The organism is Achromobacter aegrifaciens (genome assembly GCF_902859965.1).
Lineage (GTDB): Bacteria > Pseudomonadota > Gammaproteobacteria > Burkholderiales > Burkholderiaceae_B > Achromobacter > Achromobacter aegrifaciens.
Map to the genome: position 1 here is coordinate 1,549,107 of NZ_CADIKO010000002.1, position 25,697 is coordinate 1,574,803.

The 25,697-nt window shown below is 66.7% G+C and carries 21 protein-coding genes; 12 read left to right on the plus strand and 9 right to left on the minus strand.

The genetic code is table 11. From position 1 onward, the window contains the following. Window positions 1–38: 38 nt before the first annotated feature. From pbpC to clpS, 3 genes are all read right to left on the minus strand, one after another. The gene (gene pbpC, locus HV793_RS18390; RefSeq protein WP_119449311.1) at window positions 39–2,261 is read right to left on the minus strand and encodes a penicillin-binding protein 1C; all 2,223 of its coding nucleotides are present in this window, start codon (window positions 2,259–2,261) and stop codon (window positions 39–41) included. Beyond that, entirely contained in the window at window positions 2,258–7,453 is a 5,196-nt protein-coding gene (locus HV793_RS18395; RefSeq protein WP_376784802.1) for an alpha-2-macroglobulin family protein, read from the minus strand. Before HV793_RS18395 ends, pbpC begins: the two co-directional genes overlap by 4 nt. A gap of 164 nt (window positions 7,454–7,617) precedes the next feature. Then, window positions 7,618–7,932, minus strand: a complete 315-nt coding sequence (clpS, locus tag HV793_RS18400; RefSeq protein WP_006383989.1) for an ATP-dependent Clp protease adapter ClpS — start codon at window positions 7,930–7,932, stop codon at window positions 7,618–7,620. A 225-nt stretch (window positions 7,933–8,157) separates the two neighbouring features. Between clpS and HV793_RS18405 the strand changes: the two genes are divergently transcribed. Beyond that, window positions 8,158–8,403, plus strand: a complete 246-nt coding sequence (locus HV793_RS18405) for a cold-shock protein (RefSeq protein ID WP_006220277.1) — start codon at window positions 8,158–8,160, stop codon at window positions 8,401–8,403. A 188-nt stretch (window positions 8,404–8,591) separates the two neighbouring features. Next, window positions 8,592–8,999, plus strand: a complete 408-nt coding sequence (locus HV793_RS18410) for a DUF192 domain-containing protein (RefSeq protein WP_244958680.1) — start codon at window positions 8,592–8,594, stop codon at window positions 8,997–8,999. An 86-nt stretch (window positions 9,000–9,085) separates the two neighbouring features. Here the strand turns inward: HV793_RS18410 and pcaF are convergent, their stop codons facing one another. From pcaF to xseA, 5 genes are all read right to left on the minus strand, one after another. Then, complete coding sequence (gene pcaF, locus HV793_RS18415) at window positions 9,086–10,291, minus strand: 3-oxoadipyl-CoA thiolase (RefSeq protein ID WP_054452365.1); 1,206 nt, start codon at window positions 10,289–10,291, stop codon at window positions 9,086–9,088. Between the two features lie 180 nt (window positions 10,292–10,471). Next, window positions 10,472–11,863 carry a chloride channel protein gene (locus HV793_RS18420; RefSeq protein WP_054452367.1) on the minus strand — a complete coding sequence of 464 codons (1,392 nt, stop codon included), beginning with the start codon at window positions 11,861–11,863 and terminating at the stop codon, window positions 10,472–10,474. A gap of 72 nt (window positions 11,864–11,935) precedes the next feature. After that, window positions 11,936–13,627: a methyl-accepting chemotaxis protein gene (locus tag HV793_RS18425; protein ID WP_175162969.1), complete on the minus strand. Its 1,692-nt coding sequence runs from the start codon at window positions 13,625–13,627 to the stop codon at window positions 11,936–11,938. Between the two features lie 282 nt (window positions 13,628–13,909). Then, window positions 13,910–14,488, minus strand: a complete 579-nt coding sequence (gene sodB / locus HV793_RS18430) for a superoxide dismutase [Fe] (RefSeq protein WP_013394768.1) — start codon at window positions 14,486–14,488, stop codon at window positions 13,910–13,912. A 166-nt stretch (window positions 14,489–14,654) separates the two neighbouring features. Next, window positions 14,655–16,022, minus strand: a complete 1,368-nt coding sequence (gene xseA / locus HV793_RS18435) for an exodeoxyribonuclease VII large subunit (protein WP_054452371.1) — start codon at window positions 16,020–16,022, stop codon at window positions 14,655–14,657. Window positions 16,023–16,371: 349 nt separating this feature from the next. Here xseA and HV793_RS18440 point away from each other — a divergent pair, with 349 nt between their 5' ends. The 10 genes from HV793_RS18440 to rpsT all read left to right on the plus strand — a co-directional run bounded on the left by HV793_RS18440 (window position 16,372) and on the right by rpsT (window position 24,529). Further along, window positions 16,372–16,995 carry a MotA/TolQ/ExbB proton channel family protein gene (locus HV793_RS18440; protein WP_054452372.1) on the plus strand — a complete coding sequence of 208 codons (624 nt, stop codon included), beginning with the start codon at window positions 16,372–16,374 and terminating at the stop codon, window positions 16,993–16,995. Next, entirely contained in the window at window positions 16,992–17,405 is a 414-nt protein-coding gene (locus HV793_RS18445; RefSeq protein WP_054452373.1) for an ExbD/TolR family protein, read from the plus strand. Before HV793_RS18440 ends, HV793_RS18445 begins: the two co-directional genes overlap by 4 nt. Continuing rightward, the gene (gene lpxK, locus HV793_RS18450; protein ID WP_175213713.1) at window positions 17,402–18,442 is read left to right on the plus strand and encodes a tetraacyldisaccharide 4'-kinase; all 1,041 of its coding nucleotides are present in this window, start codon (window positions 17,402–17,404) and stop codon (window positions 18,440–18,442) included. Before HV793_RS18445 ends, lpxK begins: the two co-directional genes overlap by 4 nt. A 64-nt stretch (window positions 18,443–18,506) precedes the next feature. Next, the gene (locus HV793_RS18455) at window positions 18,507–18,689 is read left to right on the plus strand and encodes a Trm112 family protein (RefSeq protein ID WP_054452377.1); all 183 of its coding nucleotides are present in this window, start codon (window positions 18,507–18,509) and stop codon (window positions 18,687–18,689) included. A gap of 10 nt (window positions 18,690–18,699) precedes the next feature. Further along, window positions 18,700–19,464, plus strand: coding sequence for a 3-deoxy-manno-octulosonate cytidylyltransferase (gene kdsB / locus HV793_RS18460; RefSeq protein WP_054452378.1), 765 nt, complete (start codon window positions 18,700–18,702; stop codon window positions 19,462–19,464). A 91-nt stretch (window positions 19,465–19,555) separates the two neighbouring features. After that, window positions 19,556–20,212, plus strand: coding sequence for an adenylate kinase (gene adk / locus HV793_RS18465; protein WP_054452380.1), 657 nt, complete (start codon window positions 19,556–19,558; stop codon window positions 20,210–20,212). A gap of 132 nt (window positions 20,213–20,344) precedes the next feature. Further along, window positions 20,345–21,103: a 3-hydroxyacyl-CoA dehydrogenase gene (locus HV793_RS18470; protein WP_054452382.1), complete on the plus strand. Its 759-nt coding sequence runs from the start codon at window positions 20,345–20,347 to the stop codon at window positions 21,101–21,103. Between the two features lie 182 nt (window positions 21,104–21,285). Next, window positions 21,286–22,845 carry a murein biosynthesis integral membrane protein MurJ gene (gene murJ / locus HV793_RS18475; protein WP_054452384.1) on the plus strand — a complete coding sequence of 520 codons (1,560 nt, stop codon included), beginning with the start codon at window positions 21,286–21,288 and terminating at the stop codon, window positions 22,843–22,845. 192 nt (window positions 22,846–23,037) lie between these two features. Next, window positions 23,038–24,006, plus strand: a complete 969-nt coding sequence (locus HV793_RS18480) for a FecR domain-containing protein (RefSeq protein ID WP_175163563.1) — start codon at window positions 23,038–23,040, stop codon at window positions 24,004–24,006. 259 nt (window positions 24,007–24,265) lie between these two features. Beyond that, the gene (gene rpsT, locus HV793_RS18485) at window positions 24,266–24,529 is read left to right on the plus strand and encodes a 30S ribosomal protein S20 (RefSeq protein WP_006396042.1); all 264 of its coding nucleotides are present in this window, start codon (window positions 24,266–24,268) and stop codon (window positions 24,527–24,529) included. A 149-nt stretch (window positions 24,530–24,678) separates the two neighbouring features. On the opposite strand, the gene HV793_RS18490 is transcribed toward rpsT, so the two are convergent. Beyond that, on the minus strand, window positions 24,679–25,587 hold the full coding sequence (locus HV793_RS18490) for a LysR family transcriptional regulator (protein ID WP_119449304.1): 909 nt from the start codon (window positions 25,585–25,587) through the stop codon (window positions 24,679–24,681). Window positions 25,588–25,697: the final 110 nt, after the last annotated feature.

The window sequence follows — 25,697 nt, forward strand, 5'->3', positions numbered from 1 at the left end:
TCGAAGCGGGCAAATACACGATTCATATTCTATGCCGATCATGGCGTAACGCCAGAGATTTCAAAAACCACTCTGTCGTGGCGGCCTTGCGCATCCATGACGGTAAGCGTATACCGGCCGTCCATGGCCAACACTAATTTAAACGGATGGCCCGACGCGCCATGGCCAACCACGCGCCCGTCCAGCATCCACCATACTTCGCCTTCAGTTCCCTGCACATCCACATCCAGCGCCACTTCGCGCCCGCCCGGCACGGGCCGCAGCACCGAGCCGCTGGCCACGCCGCCCAGACGCAACGGTCCGCGCGAGGCGTCGGCGTAGCCGGCAAAGGACGGCGGCGCCGTTTCATTCAGCACCCAGGCCGCGCGCTGCTCCGGACATTCGCCGGACGGCACGCTGCCGAGCTTGTAACCCAGGGGCCAGCATGTCACCGCGGCCTGCACCGTTTCGGGCCTGACGCGGACCTGCTGAGCGCCTTCGGGCAAGGCCGCCACGATATCCTGCAGTAGCGGCGCCGCCACGTTGGCCCCGAAAAATCCGGGGTTGGGCGTACCGTCCGGACGGCCGACCCAAACGCCCATCGTCCACCTGTCGGTCACTCCAACGGCCCAGGCGTCCCGGAATCCGAAACTCGTCCCGGTTTTCCAGGCCAGCTGCCGCGCCGGACTGCCCGACTGGTAGAACGGCCGGTCGGGATGGCCGCCGCTCTCCAGAATGTCACGGACGATCCAGGCCGCCCCAGGGCTCATCATACGGGACTCGACCCGCGGCTGCTCCGGCCGCAGCCGGGGCCGCCCTGAGACGCCGCCGCGGGCCAAGGCCCGGTAAGCGCCCACCAGTTCTTCCAATGTGGTGCCGCCCCCGCCCAAAATCAAGCTCAAATTCGGTTCCGCGCCCGCGGGCAAACGTAACCGTACCCCGCCGGCCAGCATGACCGAGGCGAAACTGCTGGGCCCGACGCGGTCCAGCAGATCCACCGCCGGCACGTTGAGCGAACGCTGCAGAGCCTGGGCGACGCTGATCGGGCCGGCGAACGCGGCCTGGAAGTTGCCCGGCGCGTAGCCGCCAAACGACATCGGCGCGTCGATCAGCAGGCTTTCGGAATGGATCAGGCCTTCGTCGAGCGCCTGCGCATACAGAAAAGGCTTGAGCGTGGAGCCCGGCGAACGCACGCCGCGCACCATGTCCACGTGGGCTGCCCGGCTTTCGTCGGAGAAATCGGCGGAGCCGGCATAGGCCTTGACCTCCAGCGTATCGTTGTCCATCACCAACACGGCCATCGACACTTTAGGCGGCAGGCCGTCCACCCGATCCTGCAGCATGCGCTCCACCGCCGCCTGCATGTCCGCGTCCAGGGTGGACGTGACCACCGCGGGCCGCTCGCCAGGACGCCGGCCCGCCTTGCGCTGGCTGCCCGCCTCCTGCAGCAACCGCTGCGCGGCCAGGGGCGCCAGCCAGCGCGCCCGCAGCGGCGGCGCAACCACGTTCTCGATCTTGGCGTCGGCCACCTCGGCCGGGGTCCAGCGGCCCAGTTCGACCATGCGGTCCAGCACCTTGTCGCGCGCGGCCTGCGCGGCCTCGGGGTGACGATCCGGCCGCAGCCGCGATGGCGCCTGCGGCAAGGCGGTCAGCATCGCCGCTTCGGCCGGGCTCAGATCGCGGGCGGGCTTGCCCAGCCACAGGCGCGAGCCCATCTCCACGCCCTCGACGATGCCGCCCATGGGTGCGTGGGTCAGATACAGCGACAGGATCTCGTCCTTGCTGTAGTGCATTTCCAGCTGGATGGCGCGCCAGGCCTGCCGCAGCTTCGCCGACATCGAGCGCGAGGGCTTGCCGGCCAGTTCCGGATCGATCAGCCGCGCGACCTGCATGGTCAGGGTGGACCCGCCCGACACGATGCGGCGGTTGGTGGCCCACTGCCAGCCGGCGCGCGCCATCGCCACCGGGTTGACGCCCGGGTGCCAGTAGAACCAGCGGTCCTCGTAGGTCAGCAACGTTTCCAGATAGCGCTCGGACACCTGGTCGGGCTTGACCGGATAGCGCCAGATGCCGTCGCGGCTGGGATAGTTGCGCAGCGGCGTACCATCGGCGGCCACGACGACGGCGGCGCCGCCCGAATCCACGGGCGGCAAGGGATAGAGGCGGTCGAGCGTGAATAACAACGCGGCCAGCGCAAACAACGCGCTGGCCGCGAAGATTCCTCGCCGCCGCCAGCGGCGGGCGCGCGAGGCGCCCGCCACCGGGGTGGCGGCGGGGTTCAAGGACGCTTGGCGCCGCGGTCGCGGATCTCTACCGTGCTCCATTGCTCGCCTACGCCCCGGATTTCAGGCCGGTACATGTCTTCGGCCACCGTCGACGGCACCGCATAGCGGCCCGGCGTCACCACGCGCACCAGATAGAACACGTCCACCTTGCCGCGACCCAGCGACACCGCGGCCACATAGCGGTCGTCGCGGAACTCGCGGTGCTTGATGTTGGGATCGGACATGGCTTCGGCCACGCGGCGTCCGCCGATCGTCCATTCCTGCATCTCGGGGCTTTGCGACAGGTTCAGGTTTTCGACTTCAAAACCCGCCGGCACGCGGTCCACCAGCAAGCCATCCGGAATGTTCTGGTTGGCGCTGGCCTGCACCCACACCACCAGCATGTCGCCGGTCTGCAGGCTGCCGCCATCCCACGGGCGGCCGTCCGGACGGTACCAGCCGCGCTTGAGCTGGATCACGTCATTGCGCGGCGCAGGCGTGGTGGTCGGACTGCCCTGGATGTCGTATTCGACGAACAGGGACTGGTTGCCGGTGTTCAGCAACTGCACGCCGGCCAGGTCGGCCGCCGACAGCGACACGGTCTGGTCGCTGGTGCCGCCAGCGAGCGCCTTGGTGGAACCATTGACGGTCAACGTGGCGGACCAGGGCGTAGCCTTGTCGCCGCCCATAGCGCGGGCCGCCAGCAACAGCGACATCTGTTCCTGCGTCGACAGGTACGAACGGTTGCCCAGACGGCTGGCCAGCTGCGTCAGCAGGTTGTCCAGGCGCTCGTGGCGCAGCTCGTACTTGTCCGCGATCGCAAAGGCCAGCGCATAGTCGCGCACGCCGCTGCCGTAGTCGCCCAGCCATTCGTCGTAATAGCCGGAGTTGCGACGATTGTTGAGACCGTACTCGCGCGCCACGGCCTGGTCGAGCGCGCTCTTCATGCGCCCTTCGTCGCCCATGAGCTTGAACGCGGCCGCCAGCTGGATCAGCGGCAACGGCGAGCGCGCGCGCTCCTGGTAGTTGTCGTACAGCTGACGCACCGTGGACAGCGGCGCCTTCTTGTCGCGCGCCAGCGCCAATGCGGCAGTGGCCAGGCCGGCGAAGCGACGATGGTCCTCACGCAGGATGTTGGCGTCGCTGGAGTCGTAGCGACCGGATTCGACGCCGCGCTTCAGGTTGGCCGACCAGGTGCCGAACGCGCCCGAACTCTGCTGCACCTGCTCCAGCAGCCACTGGCGCGAACGGTCCAGCGATGCCTCGGGCACTTCGAAGCCGTTGTCGCGGGCGTCCTGCATGAAGCCGACGGCGTAGGCCGTCAGCCACACATCGCGCGAGGAAGAGCTGCTCCACAGGTTGTACGAACCGACGGCGTTGCGCATGCCCGCCAGGCGGCCGATCGCGCCGGCCACCTTGGCGTCGCGCTCGGCCTTGGTGCGCGGCTTGAGGCCGAACTGCTTGGCCGCGGCCTCATCCAGCATGACCCACGGCAGGGTCGCGCTGATGGTCTGCTCGGTGCAGCCGTAGGGATAGTTGAGCAGCCCTTCGACCAGGCGATTGACGTTGATCGGCGGACGGTTCGATACCGTCATGCTGACCGTGGTCGAGTCCGGGTAGTAGGACGCCACCCACGACGCCTGCGGCGCGTTGGCTTCGCCCGGATTCAGGCGCAGGCGGCGCACCTGGCGCTCGGCCGCGTAGGCCGGTTGCACCTGCAGCACCGATTCGCGCACGATGCGCAAGGGCTTGCCGCCGCCCTGCCCGTCGACGGTCAGGCGCATCAGGCCCAGGCCGTACGAACCGGTGGTGGTGGCGGTGAAGCGCAGCGTGGTGCGCTGCTTGTCCTTCAGAGTCACGGTCTTGACGCCGTCGACGATGGCCAGCGGGTCCAGCGCTTCCAGCTTGACCGTCACCTTCTGCTCGGCGCCGCTCAGGTTGGTCACGTCCAGCGCAATCGCGGCCTGGTCGCCCGGGGTGATGAAGCGCGGCGTGTTCAGCTCGGCCACGATGGGCGCCGCCACCACCATTTCGGTGTCGGTGCTGCCGTAGTTGTCGGGCGTGAAGGCCACGGCCATCAGGCGCAGCGTGCCGTTGAAATCAGGCAGGTCCAGCGGGATGTCCGCCTCGCCCTGCTCGTTCAGCTTGACCGGACCGGAGAACAGGTCCACCAGCTTGACCTTCTTGGGCAGGCTCTTGCTGTCGCCGCGCATGGCGGCGTCGCCGCCCCACTTCAGCTTGCCCTTCGTGCCGTCCATTTTCTCGATCAGCTTGCCGTACATGTCCAGCAATTCGGGCGCGTAGCGGTGCTTGCCGAAGAAGTAGTCCAGCGGATCGGGGGTCTTGTACTGGTTGATGTTGAGGATGCCCACATCGACCGCCGACAGGGTCACGGTGGCCTGCTTGCCCTGGGCGCCGTCCACCTTGACGCGCACGGTCGCCTTGGTCTCTGGCACCGCCTTGGGCGGCGCCGTCAGTTTCACGTCCAGCTTGCGGTCAGCGCTGGCGATGGGCAGGAAGGTCAGGCCCAGCGCGCGCGCCGGCGTCACGCGGTCGCCTTCGCTGCCGGGACGGAACACGGCGGCGGCGATGTACAGGTCGTGGCGCTTCCAGCTCTTGTCGACCGGAATCTCGACCTGCGTGCCCGTCGCTTTCACGGCCACCCAGGTAGACCACAGCATGCGGTCGCCTTCCACGGTGATGAGCGCCTGGCCGTCATGCGGCGGCGTCAGGGTCAGCTTGACCGTGTCGCCCGGCTTGGCCGGCACGCCTTCAAGCTTCATCTGCACGCGGTCGGGACGATTGCCCATGGCGTCGGAGTCCTGCGCGTTCCAGCCCGCGTAGAAGCGGTAGCGCAGGGTCTGGCCGGTTTCGGGATCGGCGATTTCCAGGCGGTAGCGGCCCCACTTCACGGGCACGGTCAGCTGGGAGCGGTCGTTCAGCGCGATCTCGCGCGAATCCAGCAATTCCTCGGTTTCGGTGTAGCCGCTGTTCCAGCCGCGCTGGTCGTCGAAACGCCAGTAGTACTGGCGATCTTCGCGGTACAGGCGCATCTGCGCCTGCGCCAGCGGCGCAATCTTGCCCTGCGAATCCACGCGCAGCACTTCAAACCCGGCAGGCGCGCCTTCGCGGGCTACGTCGCCGTCGAATTGCGGACGCACGGCGATCAGGCGGTCGGCGGGCCAGACGCTGCGCTCGATCGAGCGCACCACCGGACGGCCGCCGGATTCCAGCAGGCTGGCCGACACCCGCACCTTCATCGGCGAACGCGTGCCGCCGGTGCGCGGATCGACCTCGAGCTGGCCGCGGCCCTTGTCGTCCAGGGCCGTTTCGGGCAGCTCTTCGAAATGGCGGCGGGCATCGTCGGCAACGTCGCCGAAGATGAAGCCAGGCCATTGCTGGGGCAGCGCAAAACGGTCGCGCTTGACCTGGAAGCTGGACAGCAGGCGGTTGCCAGCGGCGGGCGCGCCGTAGAGATAGTCGCCCTGCACGTCGACAGTCAGCGTTTCCTCCGGCGACAGCACCTCCTGGTCGGAGGTCAGCGCCATCTTCATGCGTTCAGGCAGGAATTCCTCGACCTGGAACTTCCAGGACGCGTCCGGCGCGCGCGACGCGGGATCCACGCGCAGTTCCAGCAGCCACGTGCCGGTCTGCGCATCCAGCGGCAGGTCGATGCTGCGCTCGATATAGCCGGGCAGATCCTTCTGGGGCTGCCACAGGGTGCTCAGCACCGTGCGGCCGTCGGGGCGCTTGATGGTCGCGGTCAGGGGCGACGGCGCCAGCATGCGGCCGTCCAGATCGCGCGGCAGGACCGAGACGTTGAAGGTTTCGCCGGGGCGGTACAGATTGCGGCCAGCGTAGACGAACAGGTTGTTGGGGCGGGAAACATGGCCGCCCGTGTCGAATTCAGACAGGTCCAGGGCAGGTTCGCCCAGGGCCAGCACCGTCATTTCCTTGTCGCGCGAGGCGCGGATGACGCGCGCATTGGCGAAGCTGCCGTCAAAGCGGACATGGCCCTGGCCATCGGCCGCGGCCTTGGCCAGCGACTTGCCGGCGCCGTCCACCAGCTCGAACACGGCGCCCGAGATGGCGGTGCCGCTCTTCAGGGATACCGAATAGGCTTCGATGCGGTCGCTGTAGCGGCGCGCATGCAGGCCGATGTCGCTGACGTAGAAATACGTCACCTGGTATTCGTAGCGGAAACGGCCGGGCTGGCTCATCACCGCGATGTAGATGCCGGGCTCCTGCAATTCCTTGATGCCTTCGACCGGCAGGAACGTGACATGGCGGCGGTTGGGCTTGTCGTCGGTGACGAAGCGGCCTTGATAGACGCTGGTCGTCAGCGAGTTCAGGCGGTCCAGGTCCCAGTTGCTGACCGAGCCCTTCAGGCTGCGGTTGTCGGAATAGCGCCAGTTGTCATCTTCGTCGCTGCTGTCTTCTTCTTCGCCGGAGCCGGTGCTGCGGCCGATGCCCAGCACGGTGTCGAACAGTTCAGGCACGCGCTCAGGCGATACGCGCAGGAACTGCACGTCCACTTCGGACACGTTCACCGTGGCCACGGGCAGGCCGCCATTCTGGCCGGCCGGCAGCACCACGCCGCGGCTGGCGAAATAGAACGACGGCGGCATGGCCTGCGTGTTCACCTCGCAATTCGACGCTTCTGCCAGCTTGATGCCGCCCGCGCCGGGCAGCCCGGCACGCACGGAGATCGCGTAGGAACGCTGCGGTTGCACGTAGGGGAAATAAACCATGCGGGGGTTGTCGCCCACCACCCAGTTGCCCTTCAGGATCTTGCCCTTGGGCGCCGAGTCGCCCGGCCGGACCGAGGCGGGCTGGTCACCGTTGCTGGCGGCCGATTCGCTGTCCTTGTCGGAGGCCGAACCCGTGTCCGTCACCTGCAGAAAGCTGTCCAGGTCGGACTTGGCATCCACCGGCTGCGTGAAGGTCACGGCCAGCGCCAGCGTATCGTTGTACTGGCGCGGCTGGCAGGAAAGCGCGGCAAACGGGTCGGCCGCGCCGACCACCGCGCTGGCGGGCAATGCCGGCTTGGCATCTCCGCCACCCGCCGGGGCAGCAGGCTGCGACACGACGGCTGGCGCCGGATTGGCGGGCTGACGTTCCTTGCCCATCCACCAGCCCACGCCGATGGCGCCGGCCAATACAACGACCCCGGCTGTCGCCAGCCAGGCCTTGCTTATCTTTCCACTCACGGTAAATCTCCCGCTTACTCAAATGCAGACGCACCGCTCCTAAGCGGCGGAGCTGCCGACCTGATCATTCCGCGCGCTTCTCGGGTACGCGGATACTGCTTGTCAAAACAAAATAACCGGACAACACAACGCCGCCATGACAGGCGGCGCATTGATTCTGGGGTTCAGACGGGTTCCATCACGCATTGCAGGGGGTGCTGGCGCGCCCGTGCGTATTGGGCCACTTGCGCGATGCGCGTGGCGGCGAGGTCCCGGGGATAAACCCCGCATACACCACGCCCTTCGTGATGCACCTGCAACATGATCCTCGTAGCCTCTTCGTGATTCTTATTGAAGAACTTTTGCAGTACTTTCACGACGAACTCCATCGGGGTGTAGTCGTCGTTCAGCAGCAGGACCTGGTACATCGGAGGCGGCGCGGCGCGCGCCGGAGCCTTCTCGACGGCCAAATCATGCTGGGTATCCAAGGTAGAACTCATAGGGCCGCTATTCTATTTAAACGGGGGACGGCTAGCGTGTAACTTACGGAAAATTACACGTAGAAATGCGTAGTTTCCATACTTGACGCCGCAAAGAAAAGCGGCGCATTATCCACGCATTCTGGGGTTTTCAAAGCACCGAAAATCTGCCAGGAAGCCGGAGGGGGGACAGGGGTCTAGGCCGCGATGCCCTTCGTCAACATACGATTCAATGAGGCAGTCCGCATGTCTGATACGACCGCAACCGCCGTCCAAGGGGACAATCCCAAATCGACGGGCACCGTCAAATGGTTCAACGATGCAAAGGGGTTCGGCTTCATTACGCCCGACGACGGCGGTGAAGATCTGTTCGCCCATTTTTCGTCCATCCAGATGAATGGTTTTAAAACCCTGAAGGAAGGCCAGAAAGTGGCCTTCGAGATTATCCAGGGGCCCAAAGGCAAACAGGCGCTTAATATCACAGCTGCCTGAGTTACCCTTAAAGCGCAACGGTAAGGTTGCGCCATTATTCAGGCGGGGCTTTCGAGCCCCGCCTTGTTATTTTTCATTCATTGCGCCAGGTCATGCCCAAGAACGCCGTTTTAAATCCTGTCAGCCTCACGTTGTTCAAGACAGCGTTCTTCAGAAACTTCCTGCCCAAAGCCCTGGCAGCCATCGCCATGGCCCTGCCTCTGGCGGCCAGCGCACAGCAAACCGGACCGCAAGCCCCGCTGCCCACCACCCAGCTTTCGGCCGGCATCCATATTATCCGCGCAGAAGTCGCGAACACGGAAGCGACCCGCCGCGACGGCCTGATGTTCCGCAAAGAGCTGCCCGCCAACGACGGCATGCTGTTCGTCTTCGAACAGCCCGACGTGCAGTGCTTCTGGATGCGCAACACCATCCTTCCGCTCTCGATTGCCTTTATCGCCGACGATGGCACGATCGTCAACATTGAAGACATGGCGCCGCAGACCGAAGACCCGCACTGCGCCAAGAAGCCGGTGCGCTACGCGCTGGAAATGGCCCAGGGCTGGTTCGAACAGCACGGCATCAAGGCCGGCAAGAAGCTGGACGGCCTGCCCTGAGGCGAGCCCGCCGGCGGATATGAAAAGGGAGCCTGCAGGCTCCCTTTTCGTTCCTGCGCGCAGCAAGCCGCTGCGCGCCAGCCCGATTACACGCGTTCGATGATCAGCGCGATGCCCTGGCCCACGCCGATGCACATGGTGCACAGCGCGTAACGGCCGCCGGTGCGGTGCAACTGATTGATCGCGGTGGTGGCCAAGCGTGCGCCGCTGGCGCCCAGCGGATGGCCCAGGGCGATCGCGCCGCCGTTGGGGTTCACGCGCGGGTCGTTGTCGGCGATGCCCAACTGGCGCAGCACGGCCAGGCCCTGGGCGGCAAACGCCTCGTTCAGTTCGATGACGTCCATCTGCGCAAGCGTAAGGCCGGTCTGGGCCAGCACCTTCAGCGTGGCGGGCGCCGGGCCGATGCCCATGATGCGCGGCGCGACGCCGGCCGTGGCCATGCCGACCACGCGGGCGCGCGGGGTCAGGCCATGGCGGGCGGCGCCCTTTTCGTCGGCCAGCAGCAGCGCAGCCGCGCCGTCGTTGACGCCCGAGGCGTTGCCGGCGGTGACGGTGCCGCCTTCGCGGACCACGCCCTTCAGCTTGGCCAGCGCTTCCAGCGTGGTTTCACGCGGGTGCTCGTCCTTGCTGACGATGATCGGGTCGCCCTTTTTCTGGGCGATCGACACCGGCACGATCTCGGTGTCGAAGAAACCTTCCTTCTGCGCGCGCGCGGTCTTCTGCTGGCTGGCCAGCGCGAACAGATCCTGGTCTTCGCGGTTGATCTTGAAATCGTCGGCGACGTTCTCGGCCGTTTCGGGCATCGAGTCCACGCCGTATTGCGCCTTCATCAGCTTGTTGATGAAGCGCCAGCCGATGGTAGTGTCGTAAATCGCGGCATTGCGCGAGAACGCGCTGTCGGCCTTGCCCATGACAAAGGGCGCGCGGCTCATGCTTTCCACGCCGCCGGCCAGCATCAGGCCGGCTTCGCCAGCGCGGATGGCGCGGGCAGCGCCGCCGATGGCGTCCAGGCCCGAACCGCACAGGCGGTTGACCGTGGCGCCGGGCACTTCGATCGGCAGGCCGGCCAGCAGCGTGGCCATGCGGGCCACGTTGCGATTGTCTTCGCCCGCCTGGTTGGCGCAGCCCATGATGGCGTCGTCCAGTTCTTCCCAGCGCACGCCAGGATTGCGCGCCACCAGCGCCTTGATGGCTACGGCAGCGAGATCGTCGGGGCGCACGGAAGCCAGGGCGCCGCCGTAGCGGCCGAAGGGGGTGCGGATCGCATCACAAATAAAAGCATGCACGGTCATGGGAGGCTCGAAGTCAGTGAGAAAAAATCCGGATCGGGCGATCTTAACGCAGCGCTTTCGCGCCAAGTTGGTGCGCCTGCGGGATGTCCGCTGCACGGACAGTGTCCAATGGCTGTTCACCCTGCCTGTGCGCGCCCCGTGCACCGCGCCGGGGCGCGGGCGCGGGCGCGGCTTATGGACTCACGCCGGCGGCTTGGCGGCGCGTCCGGCATCGACGATGGCTTGCCGGCGGAAACGCCCCGCAGCCAGGTGGTAGAAGGGTTGCGGGCAGAATTGGCGCGACACGCCGGAAGCCAGCAGAGAGCCGACCAGCAGCCAGAACAGCATAGGCTGGCTGCCCGTCATTTCCATCACCACCACGCTGGCGGTCAGCGGCGCCTGGGTCGCGGCGGCCAGGAACGCGGCCATCGAGATCAGCACCAGCACGCGATGGTCGACACCCTCTCCCGCCAGTTGCCAGATGTGATGGCCGATGCCGGCACCGGTGGTCAGGGCCGGCGTGAAGATGCCGCCCGGTATGCCCGCCCAATAGGAGGCGACCGTCGCGGCCAGCTTGGCCAGCCCGAAGCTCGCGGGTGCAGTGTCCTTGCCCGACAGCAGGTCCGCGGCCACGCCATATCCCGTGCCGTAGACGCTGCCGGCGGTAGCCAGCCCGATCATGGCCAGGATCAGGCCCATGATGAAGGCGGTCCAGATTGGATGGGCGCGGATCCAGGCGCGCCAGGACTGTGGCGCGCTGCCAGCAGCCCCCTTGCCGAGCAGGCGGGCGAATATGCCGCCCAATGCGCCATTGAGCGCCGCGCAGATGGCCACCCACATCACCATGCCATGCGTCAGCGGCGCGCCGCCGAACACGCCGAAATAGGGATTGTTGCCGACCACGGCCACGACCAGGAAGCCCGAGGCCAGCACGCCGATCAACACCAGCCGCTGCCAGCGCAGCACCGTGCCGCGCCCAAGCTCCTCGATGGCGAAGATGACGCCGGCCAACGGCGCGTTGAAGGCGGCCGCCAGGCCGCCCGCGGCGCCGGCGGCAATCAGTTCGTTGGCGTGAAAGCCGCGCAGCTGCACGCCGCGACGTTTCCAGAAGTCGCCCCAGGCCAGCATCAAGGCCGCGCCCACCTGCACGGACGGCCCTTCGCGGCCGATCGAGGCGCCGGCCAGCATGCCGCCGAACGCAAGAGGAATTTTCCAGAGAGTCTGCCCCAGCGCCACCAGGCTGTTCTGGCTGGCGCCCGGCGGCAGCGACAAGGCGCCGATGACCTGGGGAATGCCGCTGCCGGACGCATTGGGCGCGAAGCGCAAAGTCAGCCAGCGCAAGGCCGCCAGGCTCAGCGGCAGGACCAGCAAGGCCAGCCAGCCGTTGTAGGCGACCCACTCGCGGTTCCATTCCAGCGCCTTGTCGGCCAGATAGGCAAAGCCCAGCGACATCAGCGCCACCAGGCCGGCGCCCCCCAGCAACAGCCCCATCTGCACGCTCTTGCGCGACAGGCGGTTGATCTGGCGCACCTTGCGATGCGCCCATCGGCGCGGGCCGGCCAGCAGCCGGCGTAGAGGGTCGGGCAGGTTCATGGGCAGAAGCCGGCGCGGTTGAAAGTGGCTAACCTTACCACTCCCACCTGACCGCCAGCCCACAGCGCAGGATCAGAACGTCGACCAGTCGTCGTCAGAGGCCTGCGCCAGCGCGGGACGCGCCACCGGCGCGGCCGGCTTGCGCGGCGCCGCAGGCACCGCCTGCACCAGACGGACCTGGGCTTCACGGGCCGATCCGCTGCCGGCTTCGACCTTGAAGCGGCGCACTTCCTGCGCCAGGCGCGTGGCCTGTTCCTGCATGCTGGCCGCCGCCGCAGCCGCCTCTTCCACCAGCGCGGCGTTCTGCTGCGTCACGGTGTCCATCTGCGCCACGGCCTGGTTGACCTGGCCGATGCCGGCGGACTGCTCTTCCGAAGCGCTGGCGATTTCGCGCACCAGCGTGGCGACCTGGCGCACGCTGTCCACCACTTCGCGCATGGTGCGGCCGGCTTCGTCGACCTGGCGCGTGCCGCCCTCGACGCGCGTGACCGACTCGTCGATCAAGGCCTTGATCTCCTTCGCGGCCACTGCGGAGCGCTGCGCCAGCGTGCGCACCTCGCCCGCCACCACGGCGAAGCCGCGGCCCTGCTCGCCGGCGCGCGCCGCTTCCACGGCTGCGTTGAGCGCCAGGATGTTGGTCTGGAAGGCGATGCCGTCGATCACGCCCGTGATGTCGGCAATGCGGCGCGAGCTGTCGGAGATCGCGCTCATGGTCTGGACCACGCCCTCCACCACTTCGCCGCCGCGCACGGCCACGCTGGAAGCCTGGTTGACCAGCCGGTCGGCTTCGCTGGCGTTGTTGGCGTTCTGCTGCACGGTGCTGGTCAGCTGCTCCATCGACGCCGCGGTTTCCTCCAGCGACGAGGCCTGTTCCTCGGTGCGTTGCGACAGGTCTGCGTTGCCCTGCGCGATCTGCGAGGACGCCGAGGCGATGCTCTCACAGCCGTCGCGCACGTCCTTGACGATGCGCGCCAGGCTTTCGTTCATGGTCTTGAGCGCGCCCATCAGGTCGCCGGTTTCGTCGCGCGTGGCGACCTGGATGTCGGTCGTCAGGTCGCCGGCCGCAACCTGGCGCGCCGCCGTCACGGCCTGTTCCAGCGGACGCACGATGCCGCGTGTCACCAGCCAGCCCAGCAACATGCCGACCGCCACGCCGATCACGGCCAGGGCGACCATGACGGCGCGCAACGTTTCATACAGATCCGTGCCGCTCTGCACGGTCTGGGCGGCGGCGTTTTCCTTGGTCTTCGCCAAGGTCGTCATGAGGTCATCCAGCTTCTGCGACGAAGCGATCACGCGCGCCTCGATTTCGGCAACGCGCGGATCGGCCTGGGTCAGCGGCCGCGCCTGGGCGGCGGCGAAGAAGGCCGCGGACTCGCGCTTCCAGACCTGCTCGGTCTCGGTGAACTGCGCCAGCGCGCGCTTGCCTTCTTCGGAATAGAAGTTGGCCGCAGCCTTTTCACGCAGCGCGTCCATGTTGGCGACGGCGTCGTCGAACTGCTTGCGCAAGGCCTGGCGTTCCTGGTCGGTGGACGCGGCCAGGTAGCCGTTGCGGGCGCGGCCCGCATAGATCAGATTGATGTTGGCTTCCTTGACGTCCGAGATGCCGCGCAGCTCGGTGTCGTAAAGCCGGTCGTTCATTTCATTGATGCGCGCCAAGCCCCAGACCCCGAAGCCGCCAATCGCACCGCCTATCACCGCCACCAGCAAAAACGCGCCCGACAGGCGCGCGCCGATGCGCAAACCCGAAAATAACCGCAACATGCTTCCCTTCCCTGTAAGTACCACGGTTTATGGCGGGCATGCCGCGGCCGTGGACCCCGTGGTTCAGTCGCCGACCGGGGCCAACGATAGTGGCTGGCAAACCTAGGGATTACCCGGAAGAAAAGCCGGTTTGTTCTTCATTTCCCCGCAATGAATTCGACAATCGACAGGGATTTCGCAGGCTGAATTTTTCCTGAACAAAAAAGAAAACCCCACGCTTGCGCGAGGGGTTGATCAGCAGGAGCCGCGACGCTGACGCCGCGGCGGGCCTGGCTTTGCCTATCAGGCGAAGTTCTTGGCCGCGAATTCCCAGTTCACCAGCGCCCAGAAGTTTTCCAGGTACTTGGGACGGGCGTTGCGGTAGTCGATGTAGTAGGCGTGTTCCCACACATCACAGGTGAGCAGCGGCTTGTCGGCCGTGGTCAGCGGGGTGGCGGCGTTGCTGGTGTTGACGATGTCGACCGAGCCGTCGGCCTTCTTGACCAGCCAGGTCCAGCCCGAACCGAAGTTGCCGGCGGCCGACTTGTTGAAGGCTTCCTTGAAAGCGTCGAAGCTGCCCCACTTGGCGTTGATGGCGTCAGCCAGCTTGCCGGTCGGCGCACCGCCGGCCTTGGGAGCCAGGCTGTTCCAGTAGAACGTGTGGTTCCAGATCTGGGCGGCGTTGTTGAAAATGCCACCCGAGGACTTCTTGACGATGTCTTCCAGCGACAGCGTTTCGAATTCCGTGCCCGGGATCAGGTTGTTCAGGTTCGTGACGTAGGTCTGGTGATGCTTGCCGTAGTGGAACTCCAGCGTTTCCTTGGAGATGTGCGGAGCCAGCGCGTCCAGTTCGTAAGGCAGGGGGGGAAGAGTATGTGCCATGTGAGGTTCCTTCTGTTGAGTGCACGATCAAGCCGTTCAATTGTATCGGCAACTACTGAGGATACCTCGTTAACCCCCCGCCCGCGCGGGGTTAAGGGACGCATCTGCTTATGACTGGAAGCATGTGTTCATGACAGCAGCCCCAAGCGCGCGCGACCGCCCTCTTTCAGGAAGCCTCGCGCGTCTCGCGGCTGCGCGTGACCGCGACTTCGGCTCCGCCCTGCGCGAAGCTCAGGTCCAGCGCCTGCCCCGCCGTCAGCGCGGTCCCGTCCCGCACGATGCGGCCCTGTTCGTCGCGCGCGATGGCGTAGCCGCGGGCCAGTGTGTTGCCCGGATCCAGCGCGCGCAATTGCGCCGTGGCGGCGGCCAGCCGGTTGCGCCGCTGCACCAGCAGCCGCGCATGCGCCTGGCCGAGCTGCCGCGCCGCGCCGGCCAGCCGGTCGGCCGCGCGGCCCGTGTCGGGTACGCGATGCGCCAGACGCTGCGTCAGCAGATTGACGCGCGCGGCGCGGCGCTCCTGGGGACCGGACCAGGCGGTGGCCAGGCGGAAACGCAGGCTGTTCAGGCGCTCCCGCTGATGTTCGAGCCGTTGGGCCGGAGACACCAGTTGCGCGGCGGCGCGGTCCAGCCGCTGGGCAGCGCGTTCCAGGCGGCGCTGCTGACCGCGCGTCATGGCCTCTGCCGCCTGCATGACCCGGCCCAGCAATTCCGAACGCGGCACGCAGGCCAGTTCGGCGGCTGCGGTCGGCGTCGGCGCGCGCACGTCGGCCACGAAATCGACGATGGTGAAATCCGTCTCGTGCCCCACCCCGCTGATGACGGGGATTGCGCTGGCCGCAACCTCGCGGGCCAAGGCTTCGTCGTTGAAGCTCCAAAGATCCTCGATGCTGCCCCCGCCGCGCACCAGCAGCAGCGTATCGACCTCGGCGCGCTGGTTGGCCATGCGCACCTGGGCGGCCAGCCGCCCGGCGGCGTCCGCCCCCTGGACCGGCGCGGGGTAGATGAACACGGGCACCTGGGGTGCGCGGCGCGCCAGCGCCGACAGCACGTCCCGCAACGCCGCGGCATGCAGGGACGTCACCACGCCGATCGCCCGCGGCAGGCGCACGGGTTCGCGCTTGGCGGCGGGATCGAACAGGCCTTCGGAAGCCAGTTGCTCCTTCAGGCGCAGAAACGCCTCGTACAGATTGCCTAGTCCTGCCCTCCGCATGGCGTCAGCCTGCAGCTGATAGTCGCCGCGCGGCTCGTAGAGGGACACGCGGGCCCGGATTTCGACCTGATCACCGGCCCGCGGCGTGAAACCCACCGCACTGGCGCGGCTTCTGAACATGACTGCCCGCACGGAGGCCCGGCTGTCCTTGAGCGTGAAGTACCAATGCCCGGAAGCCGCCGCCGTGAAGTTGGAAATCTCTCCACGCACCCATAGCGCCGGGATGCTGCGCTCCAACAACTGCCCCACAGCTTGATTCAGCTGGGCAACCGTCAGGATATCCCGCGCAAATACGTTGTTTGTGACTGTAGATTCAATTGTCATGGGGCTTTCCGATGCGTACCTGTCCACAGGAGCCGCGTAGCGGGCCGCAATCATACCGCGTCCCAGCAGATTTTCCCCAACCGGCCCGAAAGCCAGCAAATTCGAACTAAATCATTGATTTTTATATAACTTTATTGAAAACAAAGCTGCTCGAAATTGAAGCAAACAAGTGCAAGCCCTGTGCCCACAAGCACTTCCGGGAAGTTTTGCACAGAATTATCCACAAGATCTGTGGATAGATTGGGGGTCGTACCGACTTGCCACACCCCCGCCGCACCGTTACAGTTTCGGCTTGATCAGATGCCGGTTCGCGCCGCTTTGCGCACCGGTCCCCCGGGAGTTGAACGCTTTGCTTTCCATACTGCGCGAGGCCGGCTGGCCGATATGGCCCCTGCTGGCGACATCCGTCCTGGGCCTGGCGCTGATCTTCGAGCGCTTCCTCTCCCTGCGCCGCGGCCTGGTCATGCCGCGCGGCCTGAGCGACCAAGTGGCTGAAATGCTGCGCAACCGCCAGGACACTCCCGACGCGATCAACCGCCTGGAGCGCAACTCGCCGCTGGGCCGGATCCTGGCCGAGGTAATGCGTCACCGCCACCTGCCGCGCGAGGAACTGCGCAACGTGGTCGAGGATACCGGCCGCGCCGTCGCCCACGACCTCAGCCGCTACATCTCCGCCATCGGCACCATCGCCGTGGTCGCGCCCCTGATGGGCCTGTTCGGCACCGTGGTCGGCATGATCGAGATCTTCGGCTCCTACACCCCCGGCGGCGGCGATCCCGCGCAACTGGCGCGCGGCATCTCGATGGCGCTGTACAACACCGGCTTCGGCATCCTCATCGCCATTCCCGCCATGATCGCGCACCGCTATCTGCGCGGCCGTGTGGACGGCTACCTCAGCGCCATGGAACAGACCGCGTCGCGCTTGGTCCGCGCCGTCTCCCCCGGATCCGCCATGCGCGAGGGCCGTTCATGAATTTCCGCGGCCCCCGCGGCGAGCGCGATGAGCTGGATATCAACCTGATTCCGCTCATCGACGTGCTGCTGGTCATCCTGATCTTCCTGGCGGCAACCACCTCCTTCGCGCGCTTCACCCAGCTGAAGGTGACGCTGCCCCAGGCCTCGATGGAACAGGACACGCCTCCGGCGCTGGAAGTCGCCGTCAGCCAGGACGGGCGCTACGCGCTCAACGGCACGCTCATCGACGTCTCCACGCCGCCCGAAATCGCCGAGGCCTTGCGCCAGGCCGCCGCCGGCAAGACCGAACCGCTGGTCGTCATCAACGCCGACGCCCAGGCCACCCACCAGTCCGTGATCAACATCATGGAAGCCGCCCGGCTGGCTGGCATCGGCCGCGTCAACTTCGCCGCGCAGACCACCCGGTGACCGCCAAGCGCGCCTCGACGCTGCTGGCGCGCCAATGGCAGCACGGCGGCTGGCTCTCCAATCTGCTGCTGCCGCTGTCCAGGCTGACCGCCTGGGAAGTGGCGCGCAAGCGCCAGCGCTACCTGGACGGCACCCGCCGCTCGTACCGCGCCCCCGTTCCCGTCGTGGTGATCGGCAATGTCTACGTCGGCGGCACGGGCAAGACCCCCATGGTCATCGCCACCGTCGAGGCGTTGCGGGCCCGCGGCTACACCCCCGGGGTCGTCAGCCGCGGCTACGGCGTCAAGGTCGGGCCGCACGCCCGCGTCGGGCTGGGCCAACTCGAAGCCGCCCGCTTTGGCGATGAACCCGCGCTGATCGCCCGCGCCACCGGGGCGCCGGTTTCCGTGCACCCGAAGCGCGCCCTGGCGGCCCAGGCCCTGCTGCAGGCGCACCCCAAGGTGGACGTGATCGTGTCGGACGACGGCCTGCAGCATCTGGCGCTGGCGCGCGACATCGAAATCGTGGTGCAGGACGAGCGCGGCGTGGGCAATGGCCGCCTGCTGCCGGCGGGCCCCCTGCGCGAGCCCGCCGAACGGCTCCGGGAGGTCGACGTGGTCGTGACGAACATCGGCACCCCCGACGGCCAGCCCCAAACCGGGGGCAGCGTCCGGCCGCGGCAAGTCCGCATGTGGCTGGAACCGGGCGATACGCGCCAGGTCTCGGGCCGCGGCGCGCGCCCCCTGGCCGCCTTTGCCGGCCAGCCGCGCATCGCGGCGGCGGCCGGCATCGGCAATCCGGAACGCTTTTTCACCACCCTGCGCGGCGCCGGCATCCAGCTGGAAACCGCGCTCGCCCTGCCCGATCATCACGATTACGCCGAGTCGCCCTTCCAGGCGCTGACAGCCGAGGCCATCCTGATCACCTCCAAGGACGCGATCAAATGCGCCGCCCTGGACGATCCGCGGCTGTGGGAAGTGCCCGTGCGCGCCGGCTTCTCCGATCCGCAACTGTTCGACTGGCTGGCGCAGGCGCTGCGCCAGCCAGTCCGGACCTAGCAAACCGTCCGCCTGGCAGCGCCGCGCGGCCCGGCCCCCGGCAAACTGCTTTAGAATTCCGGTCATGGAATCCCGCCTACTCGACATCCTCGTCTGCCCGCTGTGCAAGGGCCGCCTCGAACACGACCGGCAGCAAGCCGAACTGGTTTGCCGCGCCGACCGCCTGGCCTTCCCTGTGCGCGACGGCATCCCCGTCATGCTGGAATCGGAAGCCCGCGCGCTGGACGACGCCCCCGCTTCCCACTGAACCGCCGAGCATGAGCTTCATCGCCCTGATCCCGGCGCGCACCGCCTCGACCCGGTTGCCCGACAAGCCGCTGGCCGACATCGCCGGCAAGCCCATGGTCGTGCGCACCGCCGAACGCGCGGCGCTGTCCGGCGCTTCCCGCGTCTATGTGGCCACGGACGACGTCCGCGTGCAACAGGCGGCGCAGGCGCACGGGCTGCAGGCGCTGATGACCCGCGCCGACCACCCGACGGGCACCGACCGCCTGGCCGAAGCCGTGGAGCAACTGGGCCTGCCTGACGACGCCATCGTGGTCAATGTGCAGGGCGACGAGCCCCTGATCGAACCCGAACTCATCGACGCGGTCGCGGCCAAGCTGCAAGCCAGCCCCGAGGCCGACATCGCGACCTGCGCCTGTCCCCTGGCCAACGCCGAGGCCCTGTTCAACCCCAACGTGGTGAAGCTGGTCTGCGCCGCGAACGACCGCGCGCTGTATTTTTCACGCGCCCCGATCCCCTGGGCCCGCGATGCGCTGGCCTCGGGCGAACGCGTGCTGGCCGACGGCCTGCCGGCCTGGCACCACATCGGCCTGTACGCGTATCGGGTGTCGTTCCTGCGCCGCTATCCGTCCCTGCCGCAGGGCGCGCTGGAACGTTTCGAATCTCTGGAGCAGCTGCGCGCCATGGAACACGGCCACGTCATCGTCGTCCATCGGGCGTCCAACCCTCCTGCCGCAGGCGTAGATACCCCGGCAGATCTGGAACGCGTCCGACTGGTCTACAGCAAGCAGATATAAGGGTTATTTCCTATGGCGCGGCTCCGCATCGGCTGCTGCATTGCGGCATAATTCCCCGGATCACAAAAAATACACCCCTTCAGGAGCACTCATGCGTCTCATCTTGCTCGGACCTCCCGGCGCCGGCAAAGGCACCCAGGCCGCGTTTCTCACCCAACACTTCGGCATTCCCCAGATTTCCACCGGCGACATGCTGCGCGCCGCGGTCAAAGCGGGCACGCCGTTGGGCATTGAAGCCAAAAAGGTCATGGATGCCGGCGGTCTGGTTTCCGACGAGATCATCATCGGCCTGGTACAGGACCGTCTGAAGCAGCCCGACTGCGCCAACGGCTACCTGTTCGACGGTTTCCCCCGCACCATCCCGCAGGCGGACGCGCTCAAGAGCGCCGGCGTCAAGCTGGACTACGTGGTGGAAATCGAAGTCCCCGAAGAAGACATCATCGAACGCATGAGCGGCCGCCGCGTGCACCAGCCCAGCGGCCGCAGCTACCACGTGCGCTTCAACCCGCCCAAGGTCGAAGGCCGTGACGACGTCACCGGCGAAGAGCTGATCCAGCGCGACGACGACCGCGAGGAAACCGTGCGCAACCGCCTGGCCGTGTACCGCGACCAGACCCGCCCCCTGGTCGACTACTACTCGTCCTGGGCGCAGCAGAATCCCGCCGACGCGCCGAAGTACCGCAAGATCTCCGGCGTCGGCGCGGTCGAAGAAATCAAGGCGCGCCTGTTCGAAGCCGTCCAAGGCTGATCGGCGCCTCGATGGCTCACAGGCCTTCGGCGCTGGCACCGGAACGCAACGCGTCCGGCCGGCCCCGAAGGCCTAGTCATATCCGGCGCCTGCCGCGCCGCTTTCATCCCTAGAACTACTGGTGGTAGACACATGGAAATCGCGAACAAGGTATTCATCGTCACGGGCGGCGCGTCCGGACTGGGCGCCGGCACGGTGCGCATGCTGGTCGAAAACGGCGCCAAGGTCGTCATCGCCGACGTGCAGGACGAGCCGGGCTCGGCCCTGGCCAAGGAACTGGGCCAGCGCTACGTCCACTGCGACGTGACCCAGGAAGCCGACGGCAAGAACGCCGTAGCCGCCGCGCTCGAGCTGGGCTCGCTCTTTGGCCTGGTGAACTGCGCCGGCGTCGCGCCCGCCGCCAAGATCGTGGGCAAGAATGGCGCGCATCCGCTGGAACTGTTCCAGAAGGTCGTGTCGATCAACCTGATCGGCAGCTTCAACATGATGCGCCTGGCCGCCGAGGCCATGAGCGCCAACGCGCCCGAACCCACCGGCGAACGCGGCGTGATGATCAACACCGCCTCCGTCGCGGCCTTCGACGGCCAGATCGGCCAGGCCGCCTACGCCGCCTCCAAGGCCGGCGTGGCCGGCATGACCCTGCCCATCGCGCGCGACCTGTCCAAGACCGGCATCCGCTGCATGACCATTGCCCCGGGCATCTTCGGCACGCCCATGATCTTCGGCATGCCGCAGGAAGTGCAGGACTCGCTGGCCGCCAGCATTCCCTTCCCCGCCCGCCTGGGCCGCCCGGAAGACTACGCCAAGCTGGTCCACAGCATCATCACCAACGACATGCTCAATGGCGAAACCATCCGCCTCGACGGCGCCATCCGCATGCCGCCGAAATAATGCCCCCACGCTTCGCCCGCTGCGCGGGCTCTCTGCCCCCCGAGGGGGCTCTTTTTCCCTTGGGGCGGCCCAAGGGAAAAAGGCGCTCCGGCGTAGAGAAAAAACGTAGGGCGAAGTGTTGCCCCATTCAAGGGGCAATGTTGGTTATGGGGCCTGCCGGCCCCCTTTTTACGTAGTCTTCCATGAGCCTGTTTCGTTCGGCGGCCACGGTCAGCAGCTTCACCCTGCTGTCCCGCATTTCCGGCCTGATCCGCGACATCCTGGTGGCCCGCGCTTTCGGCGCCGGCCCCATCACCGACGCCTTCTGGGTCGCTTTCCGCATTCCCAACCTGCTGCGCCGCCTGTTCGCCGAAGGAGCCTTCGCCCAGGCCTTCGTGCCCATCCTGGGCGCCGCGCGCAACAACCGTTCCGAAGCCGAAGTCCGCACCCTGCTGGACCGCGTGGCGCTGCTGCTGACCGCGGCGCTGATGCTCATCACCCTCATCGGCATCGTCGCCGCGCCCTGGGTGGTATCGGCCATGGCCAGCGGCCTGCGCGGAGCCGCCCGCGACACCGAATTCGGCGCCGCGGTATGGATGACGCGGGTGATGTTCCCCTATATCTTCTGCATGTCGCTGATCGCGTTCGCCTCGGGCGTGCTCAATACCTGGCGGCGCTTTGCCGTGCCGGCTTTCACGCCGGTGCTGCTCAACCTGGCGATGATCGCGGCCTGCATCTGGCTCGCGCCGCGCATGGACGTGCCGGTCTACGCGCTGGCCATCGGCGTCATGATCGGCGGCGTTGCGCAACTGGCTGTGCAATGGATCGCCCTGGCCCGGCTCGGCCTGACGCCACGCTTCACCCTGCGGTTCCGCGAGGCCTGGGGCGACCCCACGGTGCAGCGCATCCTCAAGCAGATGGCGCCCGCCACCCTGGGCGTCTCGGTCGCGCAGATCTCGCTCTTGATCAACACCAACATCGCCACCTGGCTCACGCCGGGCAGCGTTACCTGGCTGTCATTCGCCGATCGCCTGATGGAATTCCCCACGGCGCTGCTGGGCGTGGCGCTGGGCACGGTGCTGCTGCCCAGCCTGTCCGCCGCCCATGCCCGCGACGACCACGGCGGTTACAGCGGACTGCTGGACTGGGGCCTGCGCCTGGTGCTGCTGCTGGGCCTGCCGGCGGCGGTGGGCATGGCGCTGCTGTCCGACGGCCTGGTCGCCACCCTGTTCCACTACGGCGCCTTCGCCGCCCAGGACGTAAGCCAGACCCGGCTGGCGGTCATTTCCTATTCTGCCGGACTGATCGGTCTGCTGGCAGTGAAGATCCTGGCGCCCGGCTTCTACGCCAAGCAGGACATCCGCACGCCGGTGAAGATCGCCATCGGGGTGCTGATCATGACGCAGTTGATGAACCTGGTGCTGGTGCCTCTGATGGCGCATGCCGGGCTGGCCCTGGCAATCGGCCTGGGCGCCTGCCTGAATGCGCTGGCGCTGCTGATCGGCCTGCGCCGCCGCGGCGTCTACCAGCCCGGCCCCGGCTGGGCGGCGTTCGCGCTGCGCCTTTTGCCCGCCTTGGCGGCGCTGGCGGCCTTGCTCTGGTATGCGGACGGACGCATCGACTGGATCGCCCTGCAGGCCCACTCCGGTCAGCGGGTGGCCTGGCTGGCTGGGGTGCTGGCGGCCAGCGGCGCGGTCTACTTCGGAATGTTGTTACTGTTTGGCTTCCGCCCTAGGGACTTCGGCCGACGTCCGGCGCGCTAAGTTCGGACAATCTGCCTATATACACGTCAAAAGCCGGTCTAGTACCGGCTTTTTTTGCATTAGATTCGTCAAGAATTGACAATCAGCCGGTAATCTTTGGTAAAAAACCTTTATTATTTACAAATTGCCATCGAAAGGATCCCCCTTGAAGCACTGCGGGGACATGAAGTGAAGTACGCCCAAGGACAACCCATGGCGGACCAGGTAATCAATTGGCTGCTGTTATTGCGCTCCGGCAAGGCGACCGCCCAGGACTATAACGACTTCCTGGCGTGGCGCGCTGCCGACCCAGCCCACGAGAACGCCTGGCAGCAGCTGACCGGCTCGCTGGAAGGATCGACGTTCGGCCGGCTTGGCGACGCCTATCCCGCCGGCTACGCGACCACCGGCCCGGCCATCCCGCATCTCGCGGCCCCTCCCGGCCCCGCCATTGCGCCCCCTCGCCGCCGTTTTCTGGCCGGCGCGCTGGCGCTCGCCGGTACCGGCGCCTGCGCCGCCTACGTGGGCAATGCCTTCTATCCCCTGGGCAATGTCGCGGCGGATGCCGCCACGGCCACGGGCGAGCGTCGCCGCTACGTGCTGTCCGACGGCAGCCAACTGCTGCTGGACGCGCGCAGCCGCGTCAACCTGGACTTCACTCCCGCTTATCGCCAGGTCCGTCTGCTGGACGGCGCCGTGACGGTGTCGGTGGCTCCTGACGCGCGCCGCCCTTTCCTGGTCCAGACGGCAGAAGGCACGGTCCGCGCGCTGGGCACCCGTTACATGGTGCGCCAGCAAGCCCAGCGCACCCTGGTAGTGGTGCATGAGCATGAGGTCGAGGTCGAAACCATGTCCGGGGCCCACGGCACCGTCCGCGCCGGCACCGGCGCCCGGTTCGACGCGGCCCGCATGGACACCCCGCGCGCCGAACTCATGGCCGAAGCCGCCTGGGAAGCCGGCTGGGTCGAAGCCCGCGGCCGCCCCCTGGCCGAAGTGATCGCCGCCCTGCGCCCCTACCGCAGCGGCACGCTGCGCGTGTCCATGGCCGCTGGCGGCCTGCCGGTATCCGGCCACTTCCCGCTGGACGACACCGACGCAGCGCTCGATACGCTGCGCGACATCATGCCCATCCACGTCCGCCGTTTCACGCCCTGGTTCGTCTCCATCAGCGTCGCCACCTGACAACGCCGGCATTCGCCCCGTGCCGCCGGAGCGGCTTCGTTGTATACTAAGCACGGTGTTTTTATCCAGTAGGCGCCACGGGTTTTCCTCAAACGCATGAGGACCATCCGCAAGGGCTCTCCAGCCCAGGGAATTCCTCCCGCAGCGCCCCCCGCCCGGTTGACGGGCGCTCCATCGGCTGATCAAACATTAAAAGCTTGCATTCCCGTAGGGACTTGCTACAATGTTCGACTTTGCCGAATTCAACTTATATAGCAACATGGCCAATACCGCCCAAGCCCGCAAGCGCGCTCGCCAATCCGTTGAGCGCAACAAGCACAATTCCAGCCTGCGCTCGATGCTGCGCACCGCCATCAAGCGCGTTCGCCAATCCATCGCCGCTGGCGACAAGGCTGCGGCTGGCGAAGTGTTCCAGAAGGCCTCCAGCGTGATCGATCGCGTGGCCGACAAGAACATCATCCACAAGAACAAGGCCGCTCGCCACAAGAGCCGCCTGGCTGCCGCCATCAAGGCGCTGGCCTAAGCCATTCTGCCGCCCTGTTTTCAGGGCGTCACGAATACGGCAAATGAAAAAGGATGCCCATGGGCATCCTTTTTTGCGTTTCGGGCCGCCGCAAAGGCTCTATTTTGCGGCGTCCATATACTCCCCTTTGCCCCTTGCGCCCGCCGCGGCTATAACTGCGCCGCGATCCGCTCGGCGAAGAAATCGATGAACGCGCGCACCCGGGCAACCTCCGCCGATCGGGGCGGCCATAGCAGCGAAACGCTGCCCCGGTTTTCCGTGTAATCCTCGAGTACCGGCCGCAGCCGCCCCGCCGCCACGTCTTCCTTTACCAGGTAGCTGGGCGCCTGCACGATCCCCAAGCCGCCGATCGCCGCGGACGCCAGGGCCTCGCCATCATTCAATATGCTGGAGGGTTTGAATACCCTGCCCGACGGCTCTCCCTTGAAAGCCCAGGTTTCCGTCCTGCCAGTCGTTGGAAACCGATAGTAGATACAGCAATGCTCACTGAGATCCGCAGGCGTGCGCGGCGTGCCGCGCTGGGCCAGATAAGCGGGTGAGGCGCAAGTCGTGAACGCGTGCGGGCCGATGTTGCGGGCCTGCAGCCCTGAATCCTCCAGTTCGCCCAGGCGCAATACGAGGTCGTATCCGTCCTCGATCACGTCGACGATCAGGTCGTCCAGGTTGATGTCGACCATCACCTCGGGAAAGCGCGCGTGGAAGTCGCTGAGCGCCGGCAACACGATCCTGCGGCCCATCACCGTGGGAACACTGATCTTGAGCCGGCCGCGGGGCGCGTTCTGCACCAGCTGCAACTCGCGCTCCGCCTCCTGGAGATCCTTCAGGATCTTGCTGACATAGCGGTACAGAACCTCGCCTTCACCGGTCGGCCCCAGAGAGCGCGTACTGCGATGCAGCAGCCGTACGCCCAGCTTGAGCTCCAGCCTTTCAACCGCCTTGCCCGCCGCGGACGCGGACAGGCCCAGCTTGCGCCCGGCCGCAGCGAAACTGCCGGACTCTACCGTGGCCGCGAAGGCCACCATTCCACTGAACGATTCGATCGAAAAGGTTCCGGACATATGTTCGCGACTCTAAAGACCGCCACCCGTCTTCTGTCGGAGGCGGTACCGATGAATGATGCATCCCAATGGGATGCCGGGCTGAACGCTGGCTACAGCTGATTCGATCA